21 protein-coding genes are annotated in these 24,265 nt (G+C 66.3%); 3 read left to right on the plus strand and 18 right to left on the minus strand.

Going from position 1 to position 24,265, the window contains the following annotated elements:
* Nucleotides 1–5: 5 nt before the first annotated feature.
* The 3 genes from BAU07_RS14995 to BAU07_RS15005 form a co-directional block, all read right to left on the minus strand.
* The gene (locus BAU07_RS14995; protein ID WP_066659166.1) at nt 6–1,154 is read right to left on the minus strand and encodes a GGDEF domain-containing protein; all 1,149 of its coding nucleotides are present in this window, start codon (nt 1,152–1,154) and stop codon (nt 6–8) included.
* 50 nt (nt 1,155–1,204) lie between these two features.
* On the minus strand, nt 1,205–2,128 hold the full coding sequence (locus BAU07_RS15000; RefSeq protein ID WP_066659167.1) for an SPFH domain-containing protein: 924 nt from the start codon (nt 2,126–2,128) through the stop codon (nt 1,205–1,207).
* Between the two features lie 66 nt (nt 2,129–2,194).
* Nucleotides 2,195–2,632: an NfeD family protein gene (locus BAU07_RS15005; protein ID WP_066659169.1), complete on the minus strand. Its 438-nt coding sequence runs from the start codon at nt 2,630–2,632 to the stop codon at nt 2,195–2,197.
* A gap of 191 nt (nt 2,633–2,823) precedes the next feature.
* Between BAU07_RS15005 and BAU07_RS15010 the strand changes: the two genes are divergently transcribed.
* Entirely contained in the window at nt 2,824–3,594 is a 771-nt protein-coding gene (locus BAU07_RS15010) for a glutamine amidotransferase (protein ID WP_066659174.1), read from the plus strand.
* Between the two features lie 165 nt (nt 3,595–3,759).
* Nucleotides 3,760–4,620, plus strand: a complete 861-nt coding sequence (locus BAU07_RS15015) for a bifunctional transcriptional activator/DNA repair enzyme AdaA (RefSeq protein WP_232338137.1) — start codon at nt 3,760–3,762, stop codon at nt 4,618–4,620.
* A gap of 35 nt (nt 4,621–4,655) precedes the next feature.
* Here the strand turns inward: BAU07_RS15015 and BAU07_RS15020 are convergent, their stop codons facing one another.
* Together BAU07_RS15020 and ppsA are read right to left on the minus strand one after the other, a co-directional pair.
* The gene (locus BAU07_RS15020) at nt 4,656–7,655 is read right to left on the minus strand and encodes an autotransporter domain-containing protein (RefSeq protein WP_198168807.1); all 3,000 of its coding nucleotides are present in this window, start codon (nt 7,653–7,655) and stop codon (nt 4,656–4,658) included.
* 247 nt (nt 7,656–7,902) lie between these two features.
* A complete protein-coding gene (gene ppsA / locus BAU07_RS15025; protein WP_066659183.1) occupies nt 7,903–10,266 on the minus strand; it encodes a phosphoenolpyruvate synthase in 2,364 nt (787 codons plus the stop codon).
* Nucleotides 10,267–10,425: 159 nt separating this feature from the next.
* Here ppsA and ppsR point away from each other — a divergent pair, with 159 nt between their 5' ends.
* Complete coding sequence (ppsR, locus tag BAU07_RS15030) at nt 10,426–11,256, plus strand: posphoenolpyruvate synthetase regulatory kinase/phosphorylase PpsR (RefSeq protein ID WP_066659184.1); 831 nt, start codon at nt 10,426–10,428, stop codon at nt 11,254–11,256.
* Between the two features lie 66 nt (nt 11,257–11,322).
* Here the strand turns inward: ppsR and BAU07_RS15035 are convergent, their stop codons facing one another.
* The 13 genes from BAU07_RS15035 to frr form a co-directional block, all read right to left on the minus strand.
* Entirely contained in the window at nt 11,323–12,129 is an 807-nt protein-coding gene (locus tag BAU07_RS15035) for a TrmH family RNA methyltransferase (protein ID WP_066659185.1), read from the minus strand.
* The gene (gene rnhB / locus BAU07_RS15040; protein ID WP_066659196.1) at nt 12,126–12,734 is read right to left on the minus strand and encodes a ribonuclease HII; all 609 of its coding nucleotides are present in this window, start codon (nt 12,732–12,734) and stop codon (nt 12,126–12,128) included. The genes BAU07_RS15035 and rnhB overlap by 4 nt, the downstream gene beginning before the upstream one ends.
* Entirely contained in the window at nt 12,721–13,917 is a 1,197-nt protein-coding gene (gene lpxB / locus BAU07_RS15045; protein ID WP_066659199.1) for a lipid-A-disaccharide synthase, read from the minus strand. The genes rnhB and lpxB overlap by 14 nt, the downstream gene beginning before the upstream one ends.
* Nucleotides 13,914–14,708, minus strand: a complete 795-nt coding sequence (gene lpxA / locus BAU07_RS15050) for an acyl-ACP--UDP-N-acetylglucosamine O-acyltransferase (RefSeq protein ID WP_066659201.1) — start codon at nt 14,706–14,708, stop codon at nt 13,914–13,916. The genes lpxB and lpxA overlap by 4 nt, the downstream gene beginning before the upstream one ends.
* On the minus strand, nt 14,709–15,161 hold the full coding sequence (gene fabZ / locus BAU07_RS15055) for a 3-hydroxyacyl-ACP dehydratase FabZ (RefSeq protein WP_066659206.1): 453 nt from the start codon (nt 15,159–15,161) through the stop codon (nt 14,709–14,711). It lies immediately after the preceding gene.
* Between the two features lie 64 nt (nt 15,162–15,225).
* Nucleotides 15,226–16,320 carry a UDP-3-O-(3-hydroxymyristoyl)glucosamine N-acyltransferase gene (gene lpxD / locus BAU07_RS15060; protein WP_066659208.1) on the minus strand — a complete coding sequence of 365 codons (1,095 nt, stop codon included), beginning with the start codon at nt 16,318–16,320 and terminating at the stop codon, nt 15,226–15,228.
* Between the two features lie 9 nt (nt 16,321–16,329).
* Complete coding sequence (locus BAU07_RS15065; RefSeq protein ID WP_066659209.1) at nt 16,330–16,887, minus strand: OmpH/Skp family outer membrane protein; 558 nt, start codon at nt 16,885–16,887, stop codon at nt 16,330–16,332.
* Nucleotides 16,888–16,989: 102 nt separating this feature from the next.
* A complete protein-coding gene (gene bamA, locus BAU07_RS15070) occupies nt 16,990–19,323 on the minus strand; it encodes an outer membrane protein assembly factor BamA (RefSeq protein WP_066659211.1) in 2,334 nt (777 codons plus the stop codon).
* A 75-nt stretch (nt 19,324–19,398) separates the two neighbouring features.
* A complete protein-coding gene (rseP, locus tag BAU07_RS15075; protein ID WP_066659213.1) occupies nt 19,399–20,733 on the minus strand; it encodes an RIP metalloprotease RseP in 1,335 nt (444 codons plus the stop codon).
* Nucleotides 20,734–20,811: 78 nt separating this feature from the next.
* On the minus strand, nt 20,812–22,017 hold the full coding sequence (locus BAU07_RS15080; protein ID WP_066659214.1) for a 1-deoxy-D-xylulose-5-phosphate reductoisomerase: 1,206 nt from the start codon (nt 22,015–22,017) through the stop codon (nt 20,812–20,814).
* On the minus strand, nt 22,014–22,871 hold the full coding sequence (locus BAU07_RS15085; RefSeq protein ID WP_066659215.1) for a phosphatidate cytidylyltransferase: 858 nt from the start codon (nt 22,869–22,871) through the stop codon (nt 22,014–22,016). Before BAU07_RS15085 ends, BAU07_RS15080 begins: the two co-directional genes overlap by 4 nt.
* 40 nt (nt 22,872–22,911) lie before the next feature.
* Nucleotides 22,912–23,676, minus strand: a complete 765-nt coding sequence (gene uppS / locus BAU07_RS15090) for a polyprenyl diphosphate synthase (protein WP_066659216.1) — start codon at nt 23,674–23,676, stop codon at nt 22,912–22,914.
* Between the two features lie 27 nt (nt 23,677–23,703).
* Nucleotides 23,704–24,264 (minus strand): ribosome recycling factor, encoded by a 561-nt coding sequence (gene frr, locus BAU07_RS15095; RefSeq protein ID WP_066659218.1) that lies wholly within the window; start codon nt 24,262–24,264, stop codon nt 23,704–23,706.
* Nucleotide 24,265 lies beyond the last annotated feature (1 nt).

Here is a 24,265-nt window from a genome sequence, read left to right on the forward strand (position 1 = left end):
CGTTCTCAGTACTGCACCGCCACGCGATCGCGACCGTCCTGCTTGGCGGCATACAGGGCGCGATCCGCCCGCTGGGCCAGGGCTTCGGCGCTTTCCTCGCCGTCCCATTCGACCAGCCCGCCGCTGAAGGTATACGAGATCGTGCGCTGGCCGGTGACGCAGGCCGTCCCGCGTACCGCGCCCAGCAGGCGATTGGTCGCGAACGCCGCCGCGTCGATGCGCGTGTCGGGAAACAGCACCGCGAACTCCTCGCCGCCGAGCCGCCCCAGGATGTCTTCCTGGCGCAGGACGGACGTGGCCACCTTGCCGAAGTGCTGCAGCACCGCGTCGCCCACCGCGTGGCCGTGGGTGTCGTTGACGTCCTTGAAACGGTCGATATCCACCATCAGGAGCGACAAGCGCTGATCCCCGCGCACGGCGCGGGCCACCGTCCGGTCGGCCAGCAGCCACCAGGCCTTGCGCGCCAGCACGCCGGTCAACGAGTCGATATTGGCTTCGCTCTCGCGCTCTGCCAGCATGCGGTCGTGGACCATGACGATCATGCCGAGTATCAGGCTCGGCACCGCCAGCACACCGATGGACAGGAACACGATATGCGCCGGCGTGGCCTGTGCCAGGCTCGGCATGCTTTCCCACCGCATGGCGTAGACCAGGGCCCGCAGCGCATGGCCCGCGGACTCGAAGCCCGCGACGGCAAGCGCGAACAGGTATGGATACGCCGCGCGCTCCCGGGGACGGTAGCGATGGATCACCACCGCGGTCGCGCCCGTGAAGATCGCCTGCAACACCGACACGGCGGCGATCCGCATGTCGGTGTCCGGCCATACATGCCAGAACAGCACGATGACGAGGGTCTGGGCGCCCACGGCCAGCGCCAGCCATGCCAGCGGCACCGGCCTGCCGAAAAAGCGCAGCACCGCGGCAAGGTAATACGCCGTGCCGATGGCCATCAGCAGATTGGCGGCCAGGACGCCCAGGACAGGATGCAGCACCACCTGGCCGGCGAACAGCACCAGTGAAACGAAGACCAGCACCGCGCCGCGTATGCATTCGCGTATGCCGGCGATGCCGCTGCGCGCGAGCGAGCCCAGCACAGCCAGCATCAGCAGGTTGGCCAGCGCGGTGACAGCGAGCAGGACGATGGCAGCAGGCATCGACGGTTGCGCCGGAGATAGGCTCCCGGGTCACACAGGGCGCGGGCGCCCTACTTCGAGGACGACTTCACGATGGACATGGCGGAGGCGATCAGGCTGCCTACATCGGCCAGGTTGGCCGGCAGGATCAGCGTGTTGCCCTCCTTGGCAACGTTGCCGAAGGCATCGACATAGCGTTCGGCAACGCGCAGGTTGACGGCTTCCATGCCGCCCGGCTGGCGTATTGATTCGGCAACCTGGGTGACGGCTCGCGCCGTGGCCTCGGCAATCGCCAGCACGGCGGCGGCTTCGCCCTGGGCCTGGTTGATCTGAGCCTGCTTCTCCCCTTCCGAACGTGCGATGAAGGCCTCGCGCTGGCCGGTGGCGATGTTGATCTGTTCCTGCCGGCGTCCTTCCGATGCCGCGATGAGGGCACGCTTCTCCCGCTCGGCGGTGATCTGGGCCTGCATGGCGCGCAGGATCTCCGCCGGCGGCGTCAGATCCTTGATTTCGTAGCGCAGCACCTTCACGCCCCAATTCAGCGCCGCTTCGTCAAGCGACGCCACGATGGTGGTATTGATGAACGCCCGCTCTTCGAAGGTCCGGTCCAGTTCCAGCTTGCCGATCACCGAGCGCAGCGTCGTCTGGGAAAGCTGCGTGATGGCGGAAATGTAGTTGGACGAGCCATACGACGCCCGCATGGGATCGGTAACCTGGAAGTACAGCACGCCATCCACCTGCAGCTGCGTGTTGTCCCGGGTAATGCAGACCTGGCTCGGCACGTCCAGCGGAATTTCCTTCAGCGAATGCTTGTACGCGACGCGCTCAATGAACGGAATGACGAAGCCGGCTCCCGGCGACAAGACGCGGTCGAACTTGCCCAGGCGCTCCACCACCCAGGCATGCTGCTGCGGCACGATGGCAATGGACTTGACGACGATGAGTATCGCGAGGACGACGACGACGATCAAAACGATAGTGGATGAATCCAGCATGGCAGCGCCTTGTAATGTGTATCGATCGATGCGCAATCGCGCGGGCAAGCGGTGGAAGGAGCGGGTTCAGCGCGGAGGGTGCACGGGGCGACGCGGCGTCACGATCAATTGGCTGCCGCGGATTTCGGTGATGACGTGTTCTCCTGCGACGGGCTCGGCCCCGGGCGCCAGCGCAACCTCCCAGCTGGCGCCGCGGTACCACACCCGTGCCGTATGCGCGCCGCCCCAATCGTCGACCGTCACGACCTGTCCGATATCCAGGTTGACGTCGGCATTGCGCGCCGAATCGATTCCGCGCTTTTTCAGCACGCCCGTCGCGCGCAGGACCAGCAGCCCGGCCACCACCACCACGCCGCAAATGGCCAGTTCGGTTTCGATTCCCACGCCCGCCACGGCAGCCAGCCCACCCGCCGCGAGGCCGACAGCCACGAGCAGCAGGTAGAACGTCCCCGTGGCGACCTCGCCGATAAGGGCCAGGACGGCCAGACCGAACCATATCCACATCTCGTGCGCCTTTTAGTGTTATGGGGACCGATTGTACGGGCTTGGGCAGGAATCGGGCGCGCCCGCCCTCCCGGGCCACCGCCCACGCCGGCGCCGCAACACAGCGGTACGGACCAACACTTGTTCAACGGTCGGCCGCGACGCTGCATTATCATCGTCAAAGCCGTGCATCGTGCCGCTGTAGACCTTCCATGACTGCCACCGATCTTCCCATACTCATCCTGCATACCGGCGACCCTGAGGAGAGCCTCAGGGCTGCCTACGGCAGCTATGTCGACTTCATCTGCCGGACGGCGGGCCTGAGCGCCCGCGATGTCCAGGCGGTGCCGGTCTTCCTGGGCGAACAACCCGCCGCCCCGGATCTATACCGGGCGGCCTTCATCACGGGGTCGCCCTCCATGGTCACCGACCGCGAACCGTGGAGCGAGCAGGCCGCACAATGGCTGCGCGATGCCGCCGCACACCGCTTGCCCATGTTCGGCATCTGCTATGGGCACCAGTTGCTGGCGCATGCCCTGGGCGGACTGGTCGGCTACAACCCGGCCGGCCGCGAGATCGGCACGCATGCCGTCGAGCACCTCGGCGATGATCCCCTGCTGGCCGGCGTGCCGCGCGACTTCCCGGCGCAGACGATGCATGCCCAGTCCGTCATGTCGCCGCCGCCGGGCGCGGTGGTGCTGGCCAGGTCCGCCATGGATCCCCACCAGATGCTGCGCATCGGCGAAAATATCGTGACCACCCAGTTCCATCCCGAATTTTCCCCGGAGTTCGTCCGCGCCCACCTGCAACGCTACGCCGACGCCTACGCCCGCGAAAACCTGGATGTCGCCGCGCTGGTGCGCGGCGTCCGTCCCACGCCGCACGCCGCGGGCCTGCTGCGGCGCTTCCTGGATGAGTATGCCCCGGTATCGGGCGGGCCCTCGGGCACCGCGCCATCGCCACGGGCTGTGCGTGAGCCTTAGCGGCGCGGCCGCGATATCGCAATAACCGGAGTGCCCCTGCCCACGCAAGCTGCCACCATACATGCATTGCGCGGCGCCTGTCGCGCGCCGTATCAGGGTACGACGATTGGGGGTACACCGATGGAAGGTACGATGATGGAGCTTCCGGTTCTGGAACTTCGCGCGATGAAGCACACGATCAGCCTCCCGGCCCCATCCGCCAGCGCGCACGCCGCCCTGGTGGAACAGGCGTGCCGCGCCATCGAATCGGGCGAGGCTTTCGACCTGGCCACGCTGGCGGACCAGGCGGGACTGAGCCGGTTCCATTTCCACCGTGTTTTCAAGGCCCTGACCGGCATCACCCCCAAGGCCTACGCCAAGGCGGTGCGGGCCTCGCGCGCCCGCCGCGAACTGGACCGGGCTCGGAATGTCACGGACGCGATGTATGAAGCCGGCTTCAATTCGAGCGGACGCTTCTACGAGACGGCGACCGGCATCCTCGGCATGACCCCGACGGAATTCCGCCGGCACGGCGCGGGCGTGCGCATCCGTTTCGCGCTGGCGCAGTGCTCGCTGGGCGCCCTGCTGGTCGCGGCCACGGACAAGGGCGTGTGCGAGATCTCGCTGGGCGACGATCCGCAGTCGCTGCTGCATGATCTGCAGGACCGGTTCGCGCAGGCACGCCTCGAAGGCGGCGACGAACAGTTCGAACGCTGGGTCGCCGCCGTGGTCGGTTTCGTGGAAGACCCCCGGGTGGGCTTATGCCTGCCCCTGGACGTACGTGGCACGGCCTTCCAGCAGCGGGTGTGGCAGGCCCTGCAGGAGATCCCCGCCGGCAGCACCGCGACCTATGCGGAGATTGCCCGCAGGATAGGGGCTCCGACGGCGGTGCGGGCGGTGGCCCGTGCGTGCGGCAGCAACGCCATTGCCCTGGCCATCCCGTGCCACAGGGTGGTCAGAACCGATGGCGCGCCGTCGGGCTACCGCTGGGGCCTGGCGCGCAAGCTCGAGCTGCTGGCCCGCGAAGGCAAGGCCGGCAACGCCTAGCGCCAGGCAAAAACCCTGCGCTGTCCGGGGAAGGCTCAAAACGCCCAGCTCGCGTTCATTCTGACGGCATGCGAACGCGCGCCCTTGGCCAGTTGCCCGTCGTAGGCCAGGCCCAACCGCATGGTGTCCTTGGACTGCAGGGTCGTGCCCAAGGTCAGCAGCAGGGCGTCGCGCGCCACGGCGACGCCCTGTATATCGAAACCCTCGCCCTGCGCAAAGCGCATTCGGACGCCGGGGCGGGTATCGCCATAGGCATGGCGCCAGCCGGCGCCGGCAATCAAGCCCAAGCGGGTGCCGTCCTGCAGTTCCGCCTGCCTGGACCCGCGGACCCCCAGTGTGGTAAAGCCCAGCTGCTGCGTGCCCGAGCCCACGCGCAAGCCCGCCTTGCCCGACTCCGTGAAGGCGCGGCGCCGTGTATCGACGTAGGCCAGGCCGGCATAGGGTTCCAGGGTCACGCCTCCCCATTGCCCTGGCAGCCCCGCCTCCGCGAACACCTGTCCGGTCCCGGCCTTGTAGCGCCCTTGCGCGCTGCCGAACCCGCCGGTATCGCGCCGGGCGGACACGGAGTGCCAGCTATACGAAGCACCGTAGCGCAGCCGCACGGCCTGCACTCGGCGCCAGCCATAGCCGCCCAGTACATAGCTATCGACCTTGGACTTGCTGCGCCGGGCATCCACGTCCACGTGGCCACTGCCGAAGCCGGCCAGCATGCCCAGGCCCATGTCCGGCGACGGGGCCAGGTCGGTGCCAAACAGGATTCCGGAACTCGCGGCCCGGACCGCGGCGGCGTTCCCGTCACCCGATTGCCGGTCCAGCGATCCGGTGTACTGGGCCCACAGCGCCTTGCCCGGCTGGTCTCGAACCACGGCCTGTCCGGCGGGCGCCAGCACGCCGCCATCGGCCTGCATGCTGCGCGCACGCAGCAGCGCGGCGTCGCGCACCTGGACCGCCTGCCCCGACAAGACGCCGAGCGTGCTGGCATGTGCTTCGCCGGACCAGCGGTCGAACTGCGGCCCGAGCCCTTGAACGGAGGTCGCCATGACGACCGCGTCGTACGGCGCCAGACCGGCGGCCGCGGTGTCCAGGGCGCCCGCGACCGCACGCTGGTTGGCCGTTGCGGCGGGCGCCGCGAACGGCGTGGCATTGCGGGCAACCCGCAAGCCATACCGGGTGGCATCATCCGTCCGCACCCCTTGCTCGATATCCAGGAACACATAAGGATCGGCGACCGCCGCGAACCGCCCCTGCACCCCGCCTTCCGCCCGCAGCACCGTGTACTCGCGATTGACTGCCTGGGGACCGAGATTCTGCACCTGCAGCGTGCCGCTCTCCACGCGGGCCGTCCCGCTGGCCTCGATCCGGTCTGAAGATTGGCCGTCGTCGCTGATCCGGACGCGGTACACGCCTTCCTTGCGCTGCACATAGTCGCCCGCCACGCGCAGCGGCCGGCCGGGCTCGCCGGGCGCCACCGTGCCCGAGATCTCCGTCGATCCGACCCTGCCCGTGCCGGTCAGGGTGCCGGCACGCTCGACGACCAGTGCCGACTGCGCGATCGAGCCCGGAACGGCCAGCGTGCCGCCCTTGACGGCGGTTCGCCCTGTATAGCTGTTGTTGCCCGTGAGGACCAGCGTGCCATCGCCGCGCTTGGTCAAGCCCCCACTGCCGCCGATGTCATTGCGCCACCACGAATCGTGGCCGCGGGTGTCCACATCGAACACCGGCGCGAACCCGGGAGCACCGAATTCGACGGGGCCGCGCGCCGCGCGTCCCAGGTCGAGCAAACCCCGCCCGTACACGGCCCGGTCGGCCAAATGTCCCGATCGGTCCGCCGACGTCAGGATTACTTCGATGACCTGGCGGGCCGTCATGTAGGGGAAGGCCTGGCGCAGTACGGCCGCCGACCCGGCAACCATGGGAGCCGCGAACGACGTGCCGGCCATGCCGTCCACGCCATAGTCGCCATCCGGAGTCGTGGTGCGCAAATAGGCTGCTCCGGAGGTCTGGCCATCGACCGGGACATCGCCCCCCGGCGCGGCGATACACCACTGCCATGCAACGCCACAACGGTTGCTGTACGAGCTGATCCGTTTATCGTGGCCTACCGCCACCACCACGACCAGGCTGCCTTGCAAGTCGCTGTAGTCCAGAGCCCGCAAGCGGTCGTCCCGCCGGTCGACAGCCGGATAGCCATCGACGCCATACAGGTCACTGCCCAGTTCATCCGGGGTGAGCGCGCCTTCGACGATGCGATAAACGCCGGCATCGTGGTTCCCGGGCCGGATATACGGCAGCAAGCCATGGCCCCCCGGGTGGGACGCGGCGACGGGGTGCTCGCCATATTCGTTGCCCGCCGCATAGACCGTGACCACGTCATGGCGGGCGGCATGGCGCAGCGCCGCCGCCTCATCGGAAAAAAACTGCAGCTTTCCCGCAACCGGATCGTAGAACAGGGCCTGCAATGACTGCGGCGCGTAGGCGGGATTGACTTCGCCGTCTTCGGTCTCTCGCGACGGATATACCGGCGGCGCATAGCTGCCATTGATCACCCTGGCGCCGATGTCGACGGCTTCGCGCAAGGCGCGATCGGTGGCGAACGCCGGGGGTTCGCTGGTCCAACCCAGAAGCGGCGCCAGCTTTGCCTCATACGCCACGCCGTGCATGCCGCGGCCATCCCTTGCCGCCGCGATGAAACCCGCGACGTTGGTGCTGTGATCCCCGACCGCACCCGTCTGTTTGCCGGCCTGGGACACGCCATCGCGTCGCGGCATCGTGCGTCCCGCGAACTCCCGATGATCCAGGACGCTACCGTCATCCACCACGCCCACGCGCACGCCCTTGCCGGTATAGCCCAGGGCATAGGCGTCCGCCGCATGAATCATGTCGAGCCCCCACATCGCCCGATACTCGCCTGTGCGGAAGGCATCGGCCGCCGGGTTGGCATTCAACACCGTGGGACAAAGCAGCGCGCTGAATATCGAGCGGCGCACGAAGCGCGGCAACGCCCGCGCGGGTCGGATGGTCTCGGGACTGCACATTGCCGGAAAGTCCTGGATCAATGCCATCACCGGAGCGGTGGCGGCGGGTATGCAAGAAACAGCGCACGGACTAGTGCCTGTACTCGATCCTCGGTTCCGGTATTACTGAAAATTGGACGCAAGCGCCCCCGGGAGGCGGCGTTACGCCGCTACCCATGAACAAAGGCCGCGCCTTGCGGCGCGGCCTTCGTCACGACATCCCGCTACGACAGCGGCCGGTTGTCCAGCATGCCGGACAACCGGCGGCTCAAACCGCCAGGCGCTGCCAGGTGTCGACCACCGTGTCGGGGTTCAAGGACATGGACAGGATGCCCTCGTCCTTGAGCCACTGGGCGAAATCCGGATGGTCGCTGGGCCCCTGCCCGCAGATGCCGACATACTTGCCCTTGGCCAGGCAAGCCTGGATGGCACGGCGCAGCATGAACTTCACCGCCTCGTCGCGCTCGTCGAAATCGGCCGCGAGCAGTTCCATGCCGGAATCGCGGTCCAGCCCCAGCGTCAGTTGCGTCATGTCGTTGGAGCCGATCGAGAAGCCGTCGAAGTACTCCAGGAAGGCTTCGGCGAGGATCGCGTTGGAGGGAACCTCGCACATCATGATGAGCTTCAGGCCGTCCTTGCCGCGCACCAGGCCGTTCTTGCCCAGCAGCTCGACCACGCGCGCCGCCTGGTTCAGCGTGCGGACGAAGGGCACCATGATTTCCACGTTGCTCAGCCCCATATCCCCGCGCACGCGCTTCAATGCCTCGCATTCCATGCGGAAGCAGTCGTCGAATTCGGCGGCGATATAGCGCGACGCGCCACGGAAACCCAGCATGGGGTTTTCCTCTTCCGGCTCGTAGCGCGACCCGCCGACCAACTTGCGGTATTCGTTCGACTTGAAGTCGGACAGGCGGACGATGACCGGCTTGGGCCAGAACGCCGCCGCGATGGTACCGATGCCTTCGGCCAGTTTTTCGACGAAGAACGCACGCGGGCTGGCATAGCCGCGCGCCGCCGACTCCACCGCCTTCTTCAGCTCGGGGTCCACATTGGGATAGTCGAGCACGGCCTTGGGATGGATGCCGATGTTGTTGTTGATGATGAATTCCAGCCGCGCCAGCCCCACGCCTTCGTTCGGAATCTGCGCGAAGTCGAAAGCCAGCTGCGGGTTGCCGACGTTCATCATGATCTTCACGTCGATGGGCGGCATCTCGCCGCGGCGCACTTCCTCGACTTCGGTTTCGATCAGGCCGTCATAGATGCGGCCTTCGTCGCCTTCGGCGCAGGACACGGTGACCGCCTGGCCTTCCTTCAGGTCGTCCGTGGCGGTCGCGCAGCCCACCACGGCCGGAATGCCCAGCTCGCGCGCGATGATGGCGGCGTGGCAGGTACGGCCCCCGCGGTTCGTGACGATCGCCGCCGCCCGCTTCATCACCGGCTCCCAGTTGGGATCGGTCATATCGGTGACCAGGACGTCGCCCGCCTGTACCTTGTCCATCTCGGAGACGTCGCCGACGATGCGCACCCGGCCCGAGCCGATCTTCTGGCCGATCGCACGGCCGGTCACGATCACGCGGCCGGTGGCCTTCAGGCGGTAGCGCTGCTGGACGTCGTTGCTGTTCTGCTGGGACTTCACGGTCTCCGGACGGGCCTGCAGGATGTACAGCTTGCCGTCGACGCCGTCACGGCCCCATTCGATGTCCATGGGGCGGCCGTAGTGCTTTTCGATGATGACGGCGTAGCGTGCCAGCTCGATGACCTCGTCGTCGGTCAAGGAGTAGCGGTTGCGCTCGGACACCGGCACATCGACGGTACGGACCGCGCGGCCCTGCGGACGCTCGGGGTCGAACTCCATCTTGATGAGCTTGGAACCGATACGGCGCCCCACGATGGGGTAGTGGCCCTGTTCGAGCGTCGGCTTGAAGACGTAGAACTCGTCCGGATTGACGGCCCCTTGCACCACCGTTTCGCCCAGGCCGTACGAGGAGGTGATGAAAACCACGTCCTTGAACCCGGATTCGGTGTCGATGGTGAACATCACCCCGGCGCTGCCCTTGTCCGAGCGCACCATGCGCTGCACGCCGGCGGACAAGGCCACCTCGGCGTGGGCATAGCCCTTGTGCACGCGGTAGGAAATGGCGCGGTCGTTGTAGAGCGAGGCAAAAACGTGGCGGATCTTGTCCAGCACGTCGTCGACGCCGACCACGTTGAGGAAGGTTTCCTGCTGGCCGGCGAAAGAGGCATCGGGCAGGTCTTCGGCGGTCGCCGACGAACGCACGGCGAACGAACCCTTGCCATCCGCATCCAGCTTGGCAAAGGCAGTACGGATTTCCTGCTCGAACTCCGGCGAGAACGGCGCATCGACCAGCCATTGGCGGATTTCGGCACCCGCGGCGGCCAGTTCACGTACATCTTCAGGATTGAGAGTAGCGAGGCGATCGGCGATGCGCTTGTCCAGGCCCGACGATTTCAGGAAATCGCGGAAGGCCTGGGCCGTGGTCGCGAAGCCGCCAGGCACCCGTACACCGGCGCCGGACAGCTGGCTGATCATTTCTCCAAGTGATGCGTTCTTGCCTCCTACCGAGTCCACGTCCGCCATGCGGAGCTGCTCGAACGAAACGACGTACGACATTGAAGTCACCTTTTACAATGGAAAGAAAGCGAGTTTGGTCAGGGCACGTCGTGCGCGCTGGCCAAACTGGCCTTGGGACCGCATTGGGGTGACTTATCGGGGGCTGATTGTACCCGGTCGGCTCCGCCTCCCCTCCAGCCTCGTCGGAATTTTTTACATATGACATCCCCTATCGAACGGACGGTTTACATCGTTTCGGACAGCACCGGCATCACGGCCGAAACCTTCAGCCATTCGGTTCTGGCGCAGTTCGAAAACGTAAACTTCCGCCAGATCCGGCTGCCCTTCGTCGACACCTTGCAGAAGGCGGAAGAAGCGGCCTTGCGCATCGACCGCAATGCGGCCGAGACGGGTATGCAGCCCATCGTCTTCAGCACCCTGGTGCATCCGGAGATCATGGCAAGGGTGCGGCAGGCCAACGGGATTTTCCTGGACCTGTTCGGGACCTTCGTCAGCCATATCGAGCAGGAGCTCGGCCTGAAGTCCAGCCATTCCATCGGCCGTTCCCATATGGCGGCCAACAGCGAGAAATATCGCAATCGTATCGACGCGATCAACTTCAGCCTGTCCCATGACGACGGCCAGTTCGTTACAAACCTGGGCCAGGCGGATGTCATCCTGGTGGGGGTATCGCGCTGCGGCAAGACGCCGACCAGCCTGTACCTCGCCATGCAATACGCCGTCAAAGCCGCCAATTTTCCCCTGGTGCCGGACGATTTCGAACGCGGCGTCCTGCCGTCCACCCTGGTGCCCCACCGCGACAAGCTGTTCGGCCTGTCGATACAGCCCGACCGCCTGGCCGAAGTGCGCAACGAGCGCCGTCCCAACAGCCGATATGCCTCGCTGGAGCAATGCCGGTACGAGGTTGCGGAGGCGGAACGCCTGATGCGCCGCGAAGGCATCGAGTGGCTATCCACGACGACCAAATCCATCGAAGAGATCTCCACGACGGTCCTGCAGGAAGTGGGACTGGACCCTGGCGCGTACTGACGCCGGCGACTCGCGGGGAGGCGCCGCGCGCGCCGCCTCGTCCCGGCGACAGGCACCGGACTGCTGTCAGGTCGTCCTGGCTGTCGAGGCGGCCTCGCCCTTCATGCATCGGCGCCGATGCTCGAACAGGCAGATTGCGGTCGCCGCGGCGACGTTGAGCGATTCCACGGCGGCGGTATCGTGCGGAATGCGCACACGCAGCGCCGCCGCGCGCAACAGTTCAGCGGACACGCCCTGCCCTTCATGGCCGAACACCCACGCGCAGCGCGGAGGCAGCTCGGCGTCGTAGAGCGACACCGCATCCTCCAGGGCCGTCGCGACCAGCGGGACGTCGAGCCGCACCAAGGCCGGCTGCAAGGCCACGCGTTCGTGCAGGGCCAAGGCGAAATGCGCACCCTGGGCGCTGCGCAGCACCTTGGGCGACCAGGCCGCGGCGCAGCCTTCGGACAACAGCACGCGCCGGATGCCGGCGGCTGCGCAGGTGCGCAGCAAGGTGCCGACGTTGCCGGGATCCTGCACGCGGTCCAGCAACAGGCAGTTTTCGTCGATGCGATCGGGCAGCACGGGCTGCGGCGGCTGCACCAGGAAAACCACGCCCTGGTCGCTTTCCACGCTGGCCAGCCCGTGGAGCAGCCGCGTATCCAGGCTGGTGCAGACCCCGTCCGGCACAGCGCGAACCAGGGCCGCGATTTCGGGATGGTCCAACCGGGCAGCATCGAACAGCGCCCGCACCGGCGGGCCGTGCCGCGCCAGCCAGGCCTGGCACAGGTGCACGCCATCCAGCAACACCTGCGCCTCGCGCCGGCCCGCCGCCGCGGCGACCCGATGCAATGCCTTGAACAGCGGGTTATCGCGCGAAGCGATGTGTTTCATGGAACGATCAACATGTCCCGCACCGGCGAAAAGCTGCGCCGATGTTCCGGGCATGGGCCGTGTTCGCGCAGGCGTTCCAGGTGCATCAGGGTGCCATAGCCCTTATGCTGGTCGAAACCGTAATGGGGATAAATGCCGTGCAGGCGCACCAGGTCCGCGTCCCGTGCGGTCTTGGCCAGGATCGACGCTGCGGATATCGATGGCACCAGCGCATCGCCCTGCACGATCGTCTTTACCCCGCAGGACAGCTTGGGCGCCTGGTTGCCGTCCACCAGCGCGAGGCCGGGCTTGAGCCCCAGCCCGCGCACGGCGCGCTGCATGGCGAGCAGCGTTGCGCGCAGGATGTTCAATGTGTCGATCTCGTCCACGCTGGCGTGGGCGACGCACCAGGCCAAGGCCGTTTCCTGGATCTGGAGCGCCAGCTCTTCGCGCCGCGGCGCAGTCAATACCTTGGAATCCGCCAGCCCACCGACGGGACGGCCCGGGTCCAGTATTACCGCGGCGGCATAGACGGCGCCCGCCAGGGGGCCCCGTCCCGCTTCGTCGACGCCGGCAATGACGACGTCCGCCAGGCCCTCATCGCCGAACATGTCAACTTGCTCCACCCGCCACCTCGCTTATGACCTGCGCGGCCAAGGCCGGCGTGTCGCGCAGGAGATCCGCATGCAGGCCCTTGAAACGCGCCTCGATCCGCGCGGCGTTGGCGTCGTCCGTGAGTGCGCGCCAGGTCGCCTCGGCCAGCTTGTCCGGCGTGGCGTCTTCCTGCAGCAGTTCGGGAACGGCAAAGTCGCGCAACAGCACGTTGGGCAGCCCCACCCACGGCAGATAGGGACGCTGCTGGCCCGATTTCCACGACATGATACGGCGCATCCAGGGCGTCAATACATAAGAGATAACCATGGGGCGCTTGTAGAGCGCGGTCTCGAGCGTCGCGGTGCCGCTGGCCACCAGCACCGCGGTGGCGGCTTCCATCACGCTCCAGGCCACCGGAACGGCGGGGCCGCGCTCGGGCGGGGCGACGTCATCGGCCGTGACGATGCGCAGGTTGCGCACGGGGTGCTGACGCAGGATGGCTTCGAATTCCGCGCGGCGCGTCGCGTTCACCATGGGCACGACGCATTGCAGGTCGGGGTCGCGATGCTGCAGTTGCTGGACGGCGGCCAGGAAGCGTGGCGCCAGGATGCGTATCTCCGACGACCGGCTGCCCGGCAGCATGGCCAGCACGCGGGCATCGCGATCCAGCCCCAGGCGCGCGCGCGCGGCGGCGCGGTCCGGTTCCATGGGAATGGCAGCGGCCAGGGGATGGCCCACGTAGGTCACCGGGATGCCTTCCTTCCGGTAGATATCGACCTCGAAAGGAAACAGCACCAGCATGTGCGATACGGCCTGCCGGATCTTGTGGATGCGATCGTAGCGCCAGGCCCAGATGGAGGGACCGACGAAGTGCACGGTCGGAATGCCCGCCTGGCGCAGTTGCAGTTCCAGCTTCAGGTTGAAGTCGGGCGCGTCGATGCCGACGAAAACCGAGGGTGGCTCGGCCAGCATGCGCTTCTTTACGTCGCCGTAGATGGCCAACAGGCTGGGGATACGCTTGAGCGCGTCCACGTAGCCGAACACGGTCAAGGCATGCATGGGGTGCCAGCTTTCGCAGCCCTGGGCCTGCATGTGCGGCCCGCCTATCCCGTAGCAGGACGTCGAGGCGTCCTGCTCCCGCAAACCCTGGATGATGCGGCCGGCCAGCAGATCCCCGGAGGGCTCGCCGGCGACCATGCCGATACGCCTGCTCACGGCCGGATGATGCCGCGGCGGGATTTGTCGAGGAAGTCCAGCAATACCTGCAGCACCTCCTGGGTTTCCGGTTCGGTGCGCTGGCGCTCGCGCAGTTCCGCACGGGCCTCGTCCAGGGACAAGCCGCGGCGGTAGATGGCCTTGTACGCGTCGCGCAGCGCGGAAATCACCGCCGGCGAAAAGCCCCTGCGCTTCAGGCCCTCGATATTGATGCCCACCGGCCGGCAGGGATTGCCCGCGGCCAGGACATAGGGGGGCGTATCCTGCATCAGCGAGCTGTTGCCGCCCGTCATGCTGTGCGCGCCGACGGTGCTGAACTGATGCACGCCGGTCAGCCCGCCCAGGATCGCCCAGTCGCCCACGGAAACATGGCCGCCCAGTTGCACCCCGTTGGCCAGGATGGTGTTATTGCCCACATGGCAATCGTGCGCGATGTGAACATAGGCCATGATCCAGTTGTCATTGCCCAGCGTGGTCACGCCCCCGTCCTGCACCGTGCCCGTATTGAAGGTGGTGAACTCCCGCACGGTATTGCGGTCGCCGATCTCCAGGCGGGTGGGCTCGCCGCTGTACTTCTTGTCCTGCGGCATGCCGCCGATGGAGCAATAGCGGTAGAAACGGTTGTCGCGACCGATGGTCGTGACACCGTCAATGACGCAATGCGGTCCGATCTCGGTCCCCGCGCCAATGCGGACCTGGGGTCCGACGATGCTGTACGGTCCGATGACGACGGAGCTGTCGATCTCTGCGGCCGGATCGACCAGGGCGGTGGGATGGATGTGACCGGTCATTTATGCTTCCAGGCTGCGGATGGCACACATGAGTTTGGCTTCGGCGACGAGCTGGCCATCGACGACGGCACGGCCGGCATACTTGCAGATGGTGCGGCTCAACCGTTCCGCGTCGACTTCGATGCGTAACTGGTCTCCCGGCACGACGGGACGACGGAAACGCGCGCCATCGATGCCCACGAAGTAATACACCGTGGACGATTCCTCGTTCTTCAGAGCCGCCTCGTCCGAAAACGAGAACAGCGCCGCGGCCTGGGCCATGGCTTCCAGGATCAGAACCCCCGGCATGACCGGGTGATGCGGAAAGTGTCCCGTGAAGAACGGTTCGTTGATCGATACGTTCTTGAGGGCGACGATGGACTTGCCCGGCTGGATGTCGATCACGCGGTCGATCAGCAGCATCGGATATCGATGCGGCAAACGAGCCAGGATCCCCTTAATGTCCAATTCCATGAGTGTGTTCCTGCATTGCAAATTCTCTGGCGTAACCACCCCCGCCACCGTGGGGCCTACCGCCTTATTCCTGTTCGAGCGCGCGCACACGGCGGCGCAATTGGCCCAACTGTTGGATGACAGCGGCGTTACGCTGCCAGTCGCCATGTTCCGCGTAGGGGAACACGCCGGTGTAACGGCCGGGCGCCGAGATATTCGACGTAATGGCCGTGCCACCGGAAATATGCACGTCGTCCACCAGCGTGAGGTGTCCGGACAGCATAGAAGCCCCGCCTATGGTGCAGCGTTCGCCTATGGTCGTCGAACCGGCAATGCCCACGCAGGCCGCGACGGCGGTATGCGCGCCGATCCGGACGTTGTGCGCCACCATGATCTGGTTGTCCAGCTTGACCCCATTGCCGATCAGGGTGTCCTCCAGGGCGCCACGGTCGATGGTGGTATTGGCGCCGATTTCGACGTCATCGCCTACCGTCACTCCGCCGAATTGCGGAATCTTGCCCCAGGCGCCCTTGCCCAGCACGGGATCCGGCGCGAAGCCGAAGCCATCGGCGCCCAGCACGGCGCCGGAATGGATGATGGCACGCGCCCCCACCGTTACGCCTGCATACAACGTTACCCGGGCGTGCAGCACACCGTCCGGCCCCAGGGACGAGCCCCGACCGATGACGCAGCCCGGCCCCACCACGGTTCCGCGCCCGATACGGGCGCCCGACTCCACCACGCAATGCGGACCGACGCTGGCCCCGGCTTCCACCACCGCATCGTCCGCGACCACCGCGGACGGATGCACACCCGGCGGCAGGGAGGGACGACGCGCCCGATCGAACCACTGGGCTATGCGCGCATACAGCAGGTAGGGATTCGCGGCGACGACGCGGGCGAACGCGGGAGGCGGCGCCTGGGCCGCCAGTGCCTGCTCCACCTCCGGCGCCACGATGACCGCGCCGGCCTGGGTGGCAGAGAGCTGGCTCTGGTACCGCGGATTGGACAGGAAACTGAGTTCGCCGGGCCCGGCGGATGCAAGCGTGCCCAACCCTTGAATCCGGGGGAGCGCGCCGCCAGGCGGCGCGCTGATCTGCCAATTCAGGCCCTGTGTATCGGTGTCCGCTAAAAGCTCGTCAAGCAACGGCGCACGAGTTGGATCCAGCAGGACCGGCATGGGTGACGCTTACTTGCCCAATGCCTGGATCACCTTGTCGGTGATGTCCACGCGCGGGCTGACGGTGACCGCATCCTGCAGAATCAGATCGTAGTTCTCTTTTTCGGCGATGTTCTTGATGGCCGCGTTGGCCTTCTGCACGATGGCCGAGAACTCTTCGTTGCGGCGACGGTTGAAGTCTTCCTGGAATTCGCGGCGACGACGCTGGAGGTCGGTGTCCATGCTGCTCAGGTCGCGCTGGCGCTTCATGCGATCGGACTCTGACAACACGGGCGCGTCCTTGTCGAACTTCTCGGCCTGGGCACGCAGGCTGGTCGCCAGACGCTGGAGTTCTGCGTCACGCTGCTTGAATTCCGCTTCGATCTTGGCTTGCGCCGCCTTGGCCGGACCGGACTCGCGCAGAATCCGCTCGGTATTGACGAAGCCGATTTTCGTCCCTTGCGCCGTTGCCGGGGCCGCGTATGCCGCGCCCAACAGCAGCGCGCCCGCCAGCGCCAGCACAGTCGTCAGCTTGACGGATGCCGTGCGCGATGAGCGGGACAGATTGCGTACGAAAATAGACATCATGAAAATTTCACCTTCCGATAAGGTCAAAGCAAAACGTTATTGTGCCACTAAACGCCGGACGTCAAAGGCGGGCGGAAACATCCCGCCACCTTTGCCGGCCGTTTAGAAACCAGTGCCGATCTGGAACTGGAAGCTTTGCGAGTCGTCACCCGACTTGGCATTGAGCGGTTTGGCATAGGATAGCTGCAGCGGTCCCAGGGGGGACTGCCACGACAGGCCGATACCGGCCGAATAGCGCCATCCGCACGGATCCTCGACCTCGTCCCCACCCTTGCCGCCGGTGCAGGTCATGCCATTGCCCGGCTGCACGCGCCCGGCGTCGGTGAACACGAACCAGCGCAGGGTGCGGTCCTTGGTGGCGCCGGGGAACGGCAGGTACAGCTGTGCATTGGCCACGATACGGCGCGCACCGCCCAGGTAATCGCCGGTCGTCAGGTCGCGCGGACCCAGCGACGAACCCGCGTAGCCACGCACCGAACCGATACCGCCGGCATAGACGTCCTTGATCACCGGGAAGTCCTTGCTGCCGTAACTATGGCCCCAATCCATCATGCCGTTCAGGGCCAGGGTGTAGTTGCGGCTCAAGGGCAGGAAGATCTGGTGCTGGGCCGACAGCATGGTGTACTGCAGGTCCATGGTCGACACATTGCCCTGCAGCTTGGTGAACGAACCCTTGGTCGGCGCCAGCGCGCTGTCGCGGGTGTCCTTGTTCCAGCCGGTCGTGAAGATGAACGCGTTGGTCGCATCGCCGTACTGCTGGACGAACTGCTGGTAGGCCAGCGGGGAATCGCTCTGCAGGTCGACCTGGTTGCGCTCGAAGGAGCCGCCCAGGGTGATGCGGTCGTATTCCGAGATGGGCACGCCGAAGTTCATGCCCAGACCCATGGTCTTCACTTTGTACTCGCCGTCGTTGTCGATGAACGGCTCCGTCTGGCGGTAGTACAACGAAGTGGTACGGCTGATGCCGTCCTTGGTCCAGTAGGGATCCGTGTGCGACAGCACGGCGGCGCGGTTGGTCTTGCTGGTATTCAACTGCAGCGTCAGGTTGGTCCCGCTGCCGAAGACGTTGTCCTCGCTGATGCCGGCCGACAGGATGGCGCGGTCGGTGGAACCGTAACCGACACCCAGGTTGACCATGCCGGTGGGCTTTTCCTTGACGTCGACATTGACGTCGACCTGGTCCGGCGAGCCGGGCACGGGGTCGGTCTTTACGTTGACATCGTTGAAATAGCCCAGCCGGTCGATACGGTCGCGGGACATCTTGATGTCGCCGGCGTCATACCACGCGGCCTCTTCCTGGCGCATTTCGCGGCGGATGACTTCGTCGCGGGTGCGGGTGTTGCCGCCGATCTGGATACGGCGCACGTACACACGCCGGCTCGGGTCGATGTAGAAGGTCAGATCGGCCTCGTGCGTGGCGCGATCGAGCTGCGGGTTCGGATTGACGTTGGCGAAGGCATAGCCCAGTTCGCCCAGATAATCCGTGATGGCCTTGGCGCTGTCATTGGTCTTGGCCGCCGAGAACGTTTCGCCCGGCTTGACCTGCACCAGCCGGTTGATTTCGGTATCCAGGCCCAGCAGGTTGCCCGCCAGCTTGACGCTGCGCACCTTGTAGGGCTCGCCCTCATGCAGCGTGTAGGTAATGTAGATGTCCTTGCGATCCGGCGAGATGGTCACCTGCGGCGGTTCCACCACCACTTCCAGATAGCCGCGGTCCAGGTAGAACGACCGGATGCGTTCGACGTCGCCTTCCAGCTTCTCGCGGGAGTACTTGTCGGTATCGGTGTACCAGGTCAGCCACCCGGGCGTCGTCAGCTGGACCTGATCCAGCAGTTCGCTTTCGGAAAATGCCTTGTTGCCGACGAAATGGATTTCGCGGATGCGTGCCACGTCGCCTTCGAAGACGTCGAAGCTGATACCCACCCGGTTGCGCGGCAGCGGCGTCACGGTGGAGGTGACTTCCACCCCGTACTTGCCCTTGGACATGTACTGCTGCTTGAGCTCGAGTTCCGCGCGCTCCAGCATGGAACGGTCGAAGATCCGCCCTTCAGCGAAGCCGACATTGCGCAGCGAGTCCGTGATGGCCTTGCTGTCGAACTCGCGCATGCCGTTGAAGGTGATCGACGCGATGGTCGCACGTTCCTGCACCACGACGACGACGACATTGTTGTTCGTCTCGATGCGAACGTCACTGAAAAAGCCGCTGCCGTACAAACGGCGCACCGCCTCGGTGGCCATTTCCTCGGTAAACGTATCCCCCACCTTTACAGGAAGATAGCCGAAGACGGTACCCGCATCGATGCGCTGGATACCTTCCACGCGAATGTCTTTCACGACGAAGGGTTCGAAGGCGTGAGCCAGCGCCGGCAACAGCAGCATGGCTAGAAGGCCCGCCCACATACCCTTCTTGGGCTTCAACATCCAGCGGAAAAACATCCTGGGGGATCCTTGGTGGTGCAAATGGCGGAGGATTTTAAGACAGAACCCGCCTAAGTGAAAGGCAAAAGCCGCCTAAGTGAAAAGCCGGACAAAATCGTTGAAGAGCGCCAGCCCCATCAGACCGGCCAGCAGACCCAGGCCGGCACGCTGCCCGAAGTCGAGCCAGCGGGAAGGCGGCGGGCTGCCGCGCACGATTTCGATCAGATAGTACAGCAGGTGTCCGCCATCCAGCATGGGAATGGGCAGCAGATTCAAAACGCCCAGACTGATGCTGATAAGGGCAAGATAGGCGATGTAGGCCGCCAATCCCACCCTCGCGGTCTGGCCGGCGTAATCGGCGATGGTGACCGGACCGCTGATATTGCGCCAGGAAACCGCGCCGGTAATCATGCGGCCCATCATGCGCAGCGAGAACCAGGCCGTATCGGCGGTGCGGGTCGCGCCGCGCCACAGGCTTTCGCCCAGGCCATAGCGCACCGTCACCATGGGCACGTCGCCGCCCAGTTGCACGCCGATGCGGCCGACCGTACCGCCGCCTTCCGCGCGTTCCGCCTTCGGGGTCACGGTCAGCGTGACGGCTGCGCCGTCGCGCCGCACCAGCATGGGAAGCGGCAGCCCGGCATGCTGCTGCACAGTCTGGACTACTGTGCTGACATCCTGGGCCGGCTGGTCTCCCACGGCCAGGATGACATCCCCGTTGCGCAGGCCGGCCTGCTCGCCGGCGCTGCCGGACACGACGCCGCGCACTACGGGCTTGGGCTCCTGGAGCCGCAGGCCGGCGACGGCGAGGGGGTCGCCCTGGGCCGGATCGAGGCTGTTCTGGCCCAGCGTGAGGACGCGCTCGTGCGTTCCGCCCTGTGCGGCCTGGACGTCGATATCGACGCGTCCGCCGCCGGAAATATGGTCCATGAGCAGCCAGCGGGCGTCGTTCCAGGACGAGACCGGCTCGCCATCGATGGCCACGATGCGGTCGCCCGCCTGGAAGCCGGCGCGCGCGGCCGGCGTATCGACCGTCGGCTGCGCCAGCAGGGCCGCAGGTTCTTCCACGCCGGCCAGGTTCAGGCCGGCATACAGCAGCACCGCCAGGATCAGATTGAAGACGGGGCCGGCGGCGACAATAAGGATACGGTTGCGTACCGGCTGGCTGTTGAAGGATGCCGCCTTCTCGGCCGTCGATGCACCGGCCGGGGCATCGTCCTGCATCTTCACGTAACCGCCCAGCGGGATCGCCGATACGGCCCATTCCGTGCCTTGCCGATCCACGCGGCGCAGCAGCACCTTGCCGAAACCGATGGAAAACCGCACCACCCGTACGCCGCACAGCCGTGCGGCCCAATAGTGACCGAGCTCATGGAAGGTAATGAGGATGCCCAGCGCGACAGCGAAGGCAAGCAGCGTAAAAAGCATGAATCGACTACCTAGGGTGTGATCGGGGACCCGCACCGGGAGGCGGCATCCGGGCGGCCTGCGGACGCCGCGCGACGGCTACCGGTCCGCAAGGACGGCGCGAGCCGCGTGGGCGCGCGCCGCGGCGTCCTGCGCGAGGACGTCGTCGAGGCCGTTCAGCGTAACAGATGGAAGACCGGCATGCCACTCCAGCGTCGCCGCGGTGACTGCGGCGATACGTGTGTACGGCAAGGCGCCCTGCAGGAAGGCTTCCACCGCGATCTCGTTGGCGGCGTTCAAGGCGATGCAGGCGCCCTGCCCGGCCGACAAGGCATCGAATGCCAGCGCCAGGCAGGGAAAGCGGCGCAGGTCCGGCTTTTCGAAATCGAGCCGCCCCCAGCGCGCCAGGTCTAGCAGTCCGACGCCGCTGGCCAGCCGGTCCGGGAAGCCCAGGCCGTACGCGATGGGTGTGCGCATATCGGGCAAGCCCAGCTGAGCCAGCACGGAGCCGTCGTCGTACTCCACCATGGAATGCACCACGCTCTGCGGGTGCACCAGGACTTCGATGCGATCGGGCGGCATGGCGAACAGCCAGTGCGCCTCGATGACTTCCAGGCCTTTGTTGAGCATGGTGGCCGAGTCGACCGAGATCTTGCGCCCCATGCTCCAGTTCGGATGGGCGCAGGCCTGGGCCGGCGTGACACTGTGCAGATCCTCGGGGTCACGATCCCGGAACGGGCCGCCCGAAGCGGTAAGTATCAGTCTTCGCACGCCTGCCGCGGGACGCGTCGGCGCCGCGGCGCGGTCGCCGTGCGGCAGGCACTGGAATATGGCGTTGTGCTCGCTGTCGATGGGCAGCAGTTCCGCCCCATGGTCGCGCACCGCGGCCATGAAGAGCGAGCCGGCGGCGACCAGGGCTTCCTTGTTCGCCAGCAGGACACGCTTGCCGGCGCGCGCGGCGGCGAGCGCCGAAGGCAGCCCGGCGGCGCCGACTATGGCCGCCATGACGGTGTCGCAACCGGCGTCAGCGGCGGTGTCGGCCAGCGCGGCGGCGCCGACGCGGATTTCGGGCGAGGACGCGGTACCGGCCCAGGCGACCCGAAAGCGCGAGGCGGCGTCGGCGTCCGGCACGACCACGACGCGGGCGCCACTGGCCTGCGCCTGCGCGGCCAGCTTTTCCATGCGGGTGTTCGCCGACAAGGCGAATACGCCGAGCCGGTCCGGATGGCGCGCGATGACGTCGAGCGTGCTCTCCCCGACGGAGCCCGTGGAACCGAGCACGGCAATACGCTGAAACGCCCTCAAAACAGCACTCCGCTCAAGATCAAGGCCACCGGGGCGACCGGGAGGATCGCATCGATGCGATCGTAGACGCCGCCGTGGCCGGGCAACAGCGCGCTGGAATCCTTGCGGCCCGCACGTCGCTTGAGCAGCGATTCGAACAGGTCGCCCACGATGGACAATACGGCCAGCAGCGCGGCGATGGGCAGCGCGCCCCAGATCGTCCAGCGCTCCACCAGCGCATGGCCGAAAGTCCCCGGCCACATGCTGCTGACGCCGATCCACAGCACCGCCGCGGCGATACCGCCGAGCGCGCCTTCGATGGTCTTGCCCGGACTGACCCGGGGCGCCAGCTTGCGCCGCCCGAATGCGCGCCCGCAGAAATACGCGGCAATGTCCGCGGCCCAGACCAGGGCCAGCAGCGACAGAACGAATATGGCGCCCTGGGTCATGAACAGCAGCGCCAGCACCGACCATGCCGCCAGCAGTGCCGGAATCGAGAACAGCGTCAAGGCCGCGCTGGCCGGCGCCGCGTCCGCGCGGCCGCGCACGACCGCCGTGCTGGCGCCGAAGATCCATAACAGCGCAGCCACCGGCACGACGACCTTGAACATGGCCGCCTGGGAGAGCGTCGCCGCCGGGCCGGCGTTCGACCACCATGCCGTCAGGCACAGCGCCGCCACGCCCAGCATTACGCCGATGGCGACGGCGCCTGTCGCGCCCCGCCCCGCCGGCAGCGTCAGCCGCGTCCACTCCCAGCCGGCGCAGGCCGTGGCCACGGCGAGCAGGACCATGAAGGGCCATGGGGTGGGCGCAGCCATCGCGGCGGCCAGCACCAGCAGCAGGATGACGGCGGTGACGATACGCTGGCGCAGCATGCACTCTCCTTGTGTAGGGCCGGCGCTCGATGCGCGGACGCTAGCGTTTGTCCGCGGCGTCGACCTGGGCGCTGGTACGACCGAAGCGCCGCTCGCGCGTCCGATACCACTCGAAGGCTTCCTCGAGTTCCTGAGCACCGAAATCCGGCCAATAACGATCGGTGAAGAACAGTTCGGTATAGGCCAACTGCCAGATGAGGTAGTTCGATATGCGCTGCTCGCCGCCGGTGCGGATGAAAAGATCCGGCTCGGGCGCCCATGCCATGGAAAGATACCGGCTCAACGTGGCTTCGTCGATGCGTTCCGGCGTCTGTACCAGGCCCGGATTGTCGGCCAGCATGCGGCGCGTCGCCTGCAGGATGTCCCAGCGGCCGCCATAGTTGGCGCATACGGACAGGTGCAGGCGGTCATTGTGCGCCGTGCGCGCCTGGGCCTGTTCGATGAGATCCCGCAGGCGCGGTTCGAAGGGGCTGAGGTCGCCGATCACGCGCAGCCGTACGCCCTGCCCATCCAGCTTGCCGACCTCCCGCTCCAGCGCCTGCACGAACAAGCGCATGAGCAGCGAGACTTCCTCGGCCGGACGGCGCCAGTTCTCCGAACTGAACGCGAACAGCGTCAGGTAGCGCACGCCGCGGCGTCCGCAGGCCTCCACCACCCGCCGCACCGCCTGCACGCCCTTGGCATGGCCGGCGGTGCGCGGCAGGTGTCGCCGCGTGGCCCAGCGGCCGTTGCCATCCATGATGATGGCAACGTGCTCGGGAATGGCGGACGTCTGCGGAATGGCCTGCGTGGAACTGATAGTCATGAGGATGGGTGCGTCGCGGGCTCCGCGCTAGACGGTCATGATCTCCGCTTCTTTCTGGGCGATCATCTTGTCGATGTCGGCCACGCGGCGATCGGTGAGTTTCTGGATGTCGTCCTGGGCGCGGCGCTCGTCGTCTTCGGAGATGGATTTGTCCTTGACGAGTTTCTTCAGGCCTTCGTTGGCCTCGCGGCGCAGGTTGCGCACGGCGATCTTGGCGTCTTCCCCTTCGTTCTTCACGACCTTGGTCAGGTCGCGGCGGCGCTCTTCCGTCAACGCCGGCATCGGCACGCGGATGGTCTCGCCCATGGATACAGGGTTCAGGCCCAGGTCGGATTCACGGATAGCCTTTTCGATCGGGCCTGCCATGTTCTTTTCATACGGCTGCACGCTGATGGTGCGCGCATCGACCAGGTTGACGTTGGCAACCTGGCTGATCGGCACGGGCGAACCGTAGTATTCGACCTGGACGTGGTCCAGGATACCGGTATGCGCACGGCCGGTGCGGATCTTGGACAGATTGACCTTGAGCGTTTCGATGGACTTGTCCATCCGGGACTCGGCCGATTTCTTGATGTCTGCGACGCTCATT

Origin of the sequence: Bordetella flabilis, from assembly GCF_001676725.1 — a bacterium.
Classification (GTDB): domain Bacteria; phylum Pseudomonadota; class Gammaproteobacteria; order Burkholderiales; family Burkholderiaceae_B; genus Bordetella_C; species Bordetella_C flabilis.

What these genes read in the sequence shown, in the direction of transcription:
- lpxA (WP_066659201.1), bottom strand. Translation starts at nt 14,708, where the DNA reads ATGACCGGTCACATCCATCCCACCGCCCTGGTCGATCCGGCCGCAGAG.
- ppsR (WP_066659184.1), top strand. Translation starts at nt 10,426, where the DNA reads ATGACATCCCCTATCGAACGGACGGTTTACATCGTTTCGGACAGCACC.
- uppS (WP_066659216.1), bottom strand. Translation starts at nt 23,676, where the DNA reads ATGACTATCAGTTCCACGCAGGCCATTCCGCAGACGTCCGCCATTCCC.
- BAU07_RS15085 (WP_066659215.1), bottom strand. Translation starts at nt 22,871, where the DNA reads ATGCTGCGCCAGCGTATCGTCACCGCCGTCATCCTGCTGCTGGTGCTG.
- BAU07_RS15000 (WP_066659167.1), bottom strand. Translation starts at nt 2,128, where the DNA reads ATGCTGGATTCATCCACTATCGTTTTGATCGTCGTCGTCGTCCTCGCG.
- BAU07_RS15020 (WP_198168807.1), bottom strand. Translation starts at nt 7,655, where the DNA reads ATGTGCAGTCCCGAGACCATCCGACCCGCGCGGGCGTTGCCGCGCTTC.
- BAU07_RS15065 (WP_066659209.1), bottom strand. Translation starts at nt 16,887, where the DNA reads ATGATGTCTATTTTCGTACGCAATCTGTCCCGCTCATCGCGCACGGCA.
- ppsA (WP_066659183.1), bottom strand. Translation starts at nt 10,266, where the DNA reads ATGTCGTACGTCGTTTCGTTCGAGCAGCTCCGCATGGCGGACGTGGAC.
- BAU07_RS14995 (WP_066659166.1), bottom strand. Translation starts at nt 1,154, where the DNA reads ATGCCTGCTGCCATCGTCCTGCTCGCTGTCACCGCGCTGGCCAACCTG.
- frr (WP_066659218.1), bottom strand. Translation starts at nt 24,264, where the DNA reads ATGAGCGTCGCAGACATCAAGAAATCGGCCGAGTCCCGGATGGACAAG.
- lpxD (WP_066659208.1), bottom strand. Translation starts at nt 16,320, where the DNA reads ATGCCGGTCCTGCTGGATCCAACTCGTGCGCCGTTGCTTGACGAGCTT.
- BAU07_RS15010 (WP_066659174.1), top strand. Translation starts at nt 2,824, where the DNA reads ATGACTGCCACCGATCTTCCCATACTCATCCTGCATACCGGCGACCCT.
- BAU07_RS15015 (WP_232338137.1), top strand. Translation starts at nt 3,760, where the DNA reads ATGAAGCACACGATCAGCCTCCCGGCCCCATCCGCCAGCGCGCACGCC.
- bamA (WP_066659211.1), bottom strand. Translation starts at nt 19,323, where the DNA reads ATGTTTTTCCGCTGGATGTTGAAGCCCAAGAAGGGTATGTGGGCGGGC.
- BAU07_RS15035 (WP_066659185.1), bottom strand. Translation starts at nt 12,129, where the DNA reads ATGAAACACATCGCTTCGCGCGATAACCCGCTGTTCAAGGCATTGCAT.
- rseP (WP_066659213.1), bottom strand. Translation starts at nt 20,733, where the DNA reads ATGCTTTTTACGCTGCTTGCCTTCGCTGTCGCGCTGGGCATCCTCATT.
- fabZ (WP_066659206.1), bottom strand. Translation starts at nt 15,161, where the DNA reads ATGGAATTGGACATTAAGGGGATCCTGGCTCGTTTGCCGCATCGATAT.
- BAU07_RS15005 (WP_066659169.1), bottom strand. Translation starts at nt 2,632, where the DNA reads ATGTGGATATGGTTCGGTCTGGCCGTCCTGGCCCTTATCGGCGAGGTC.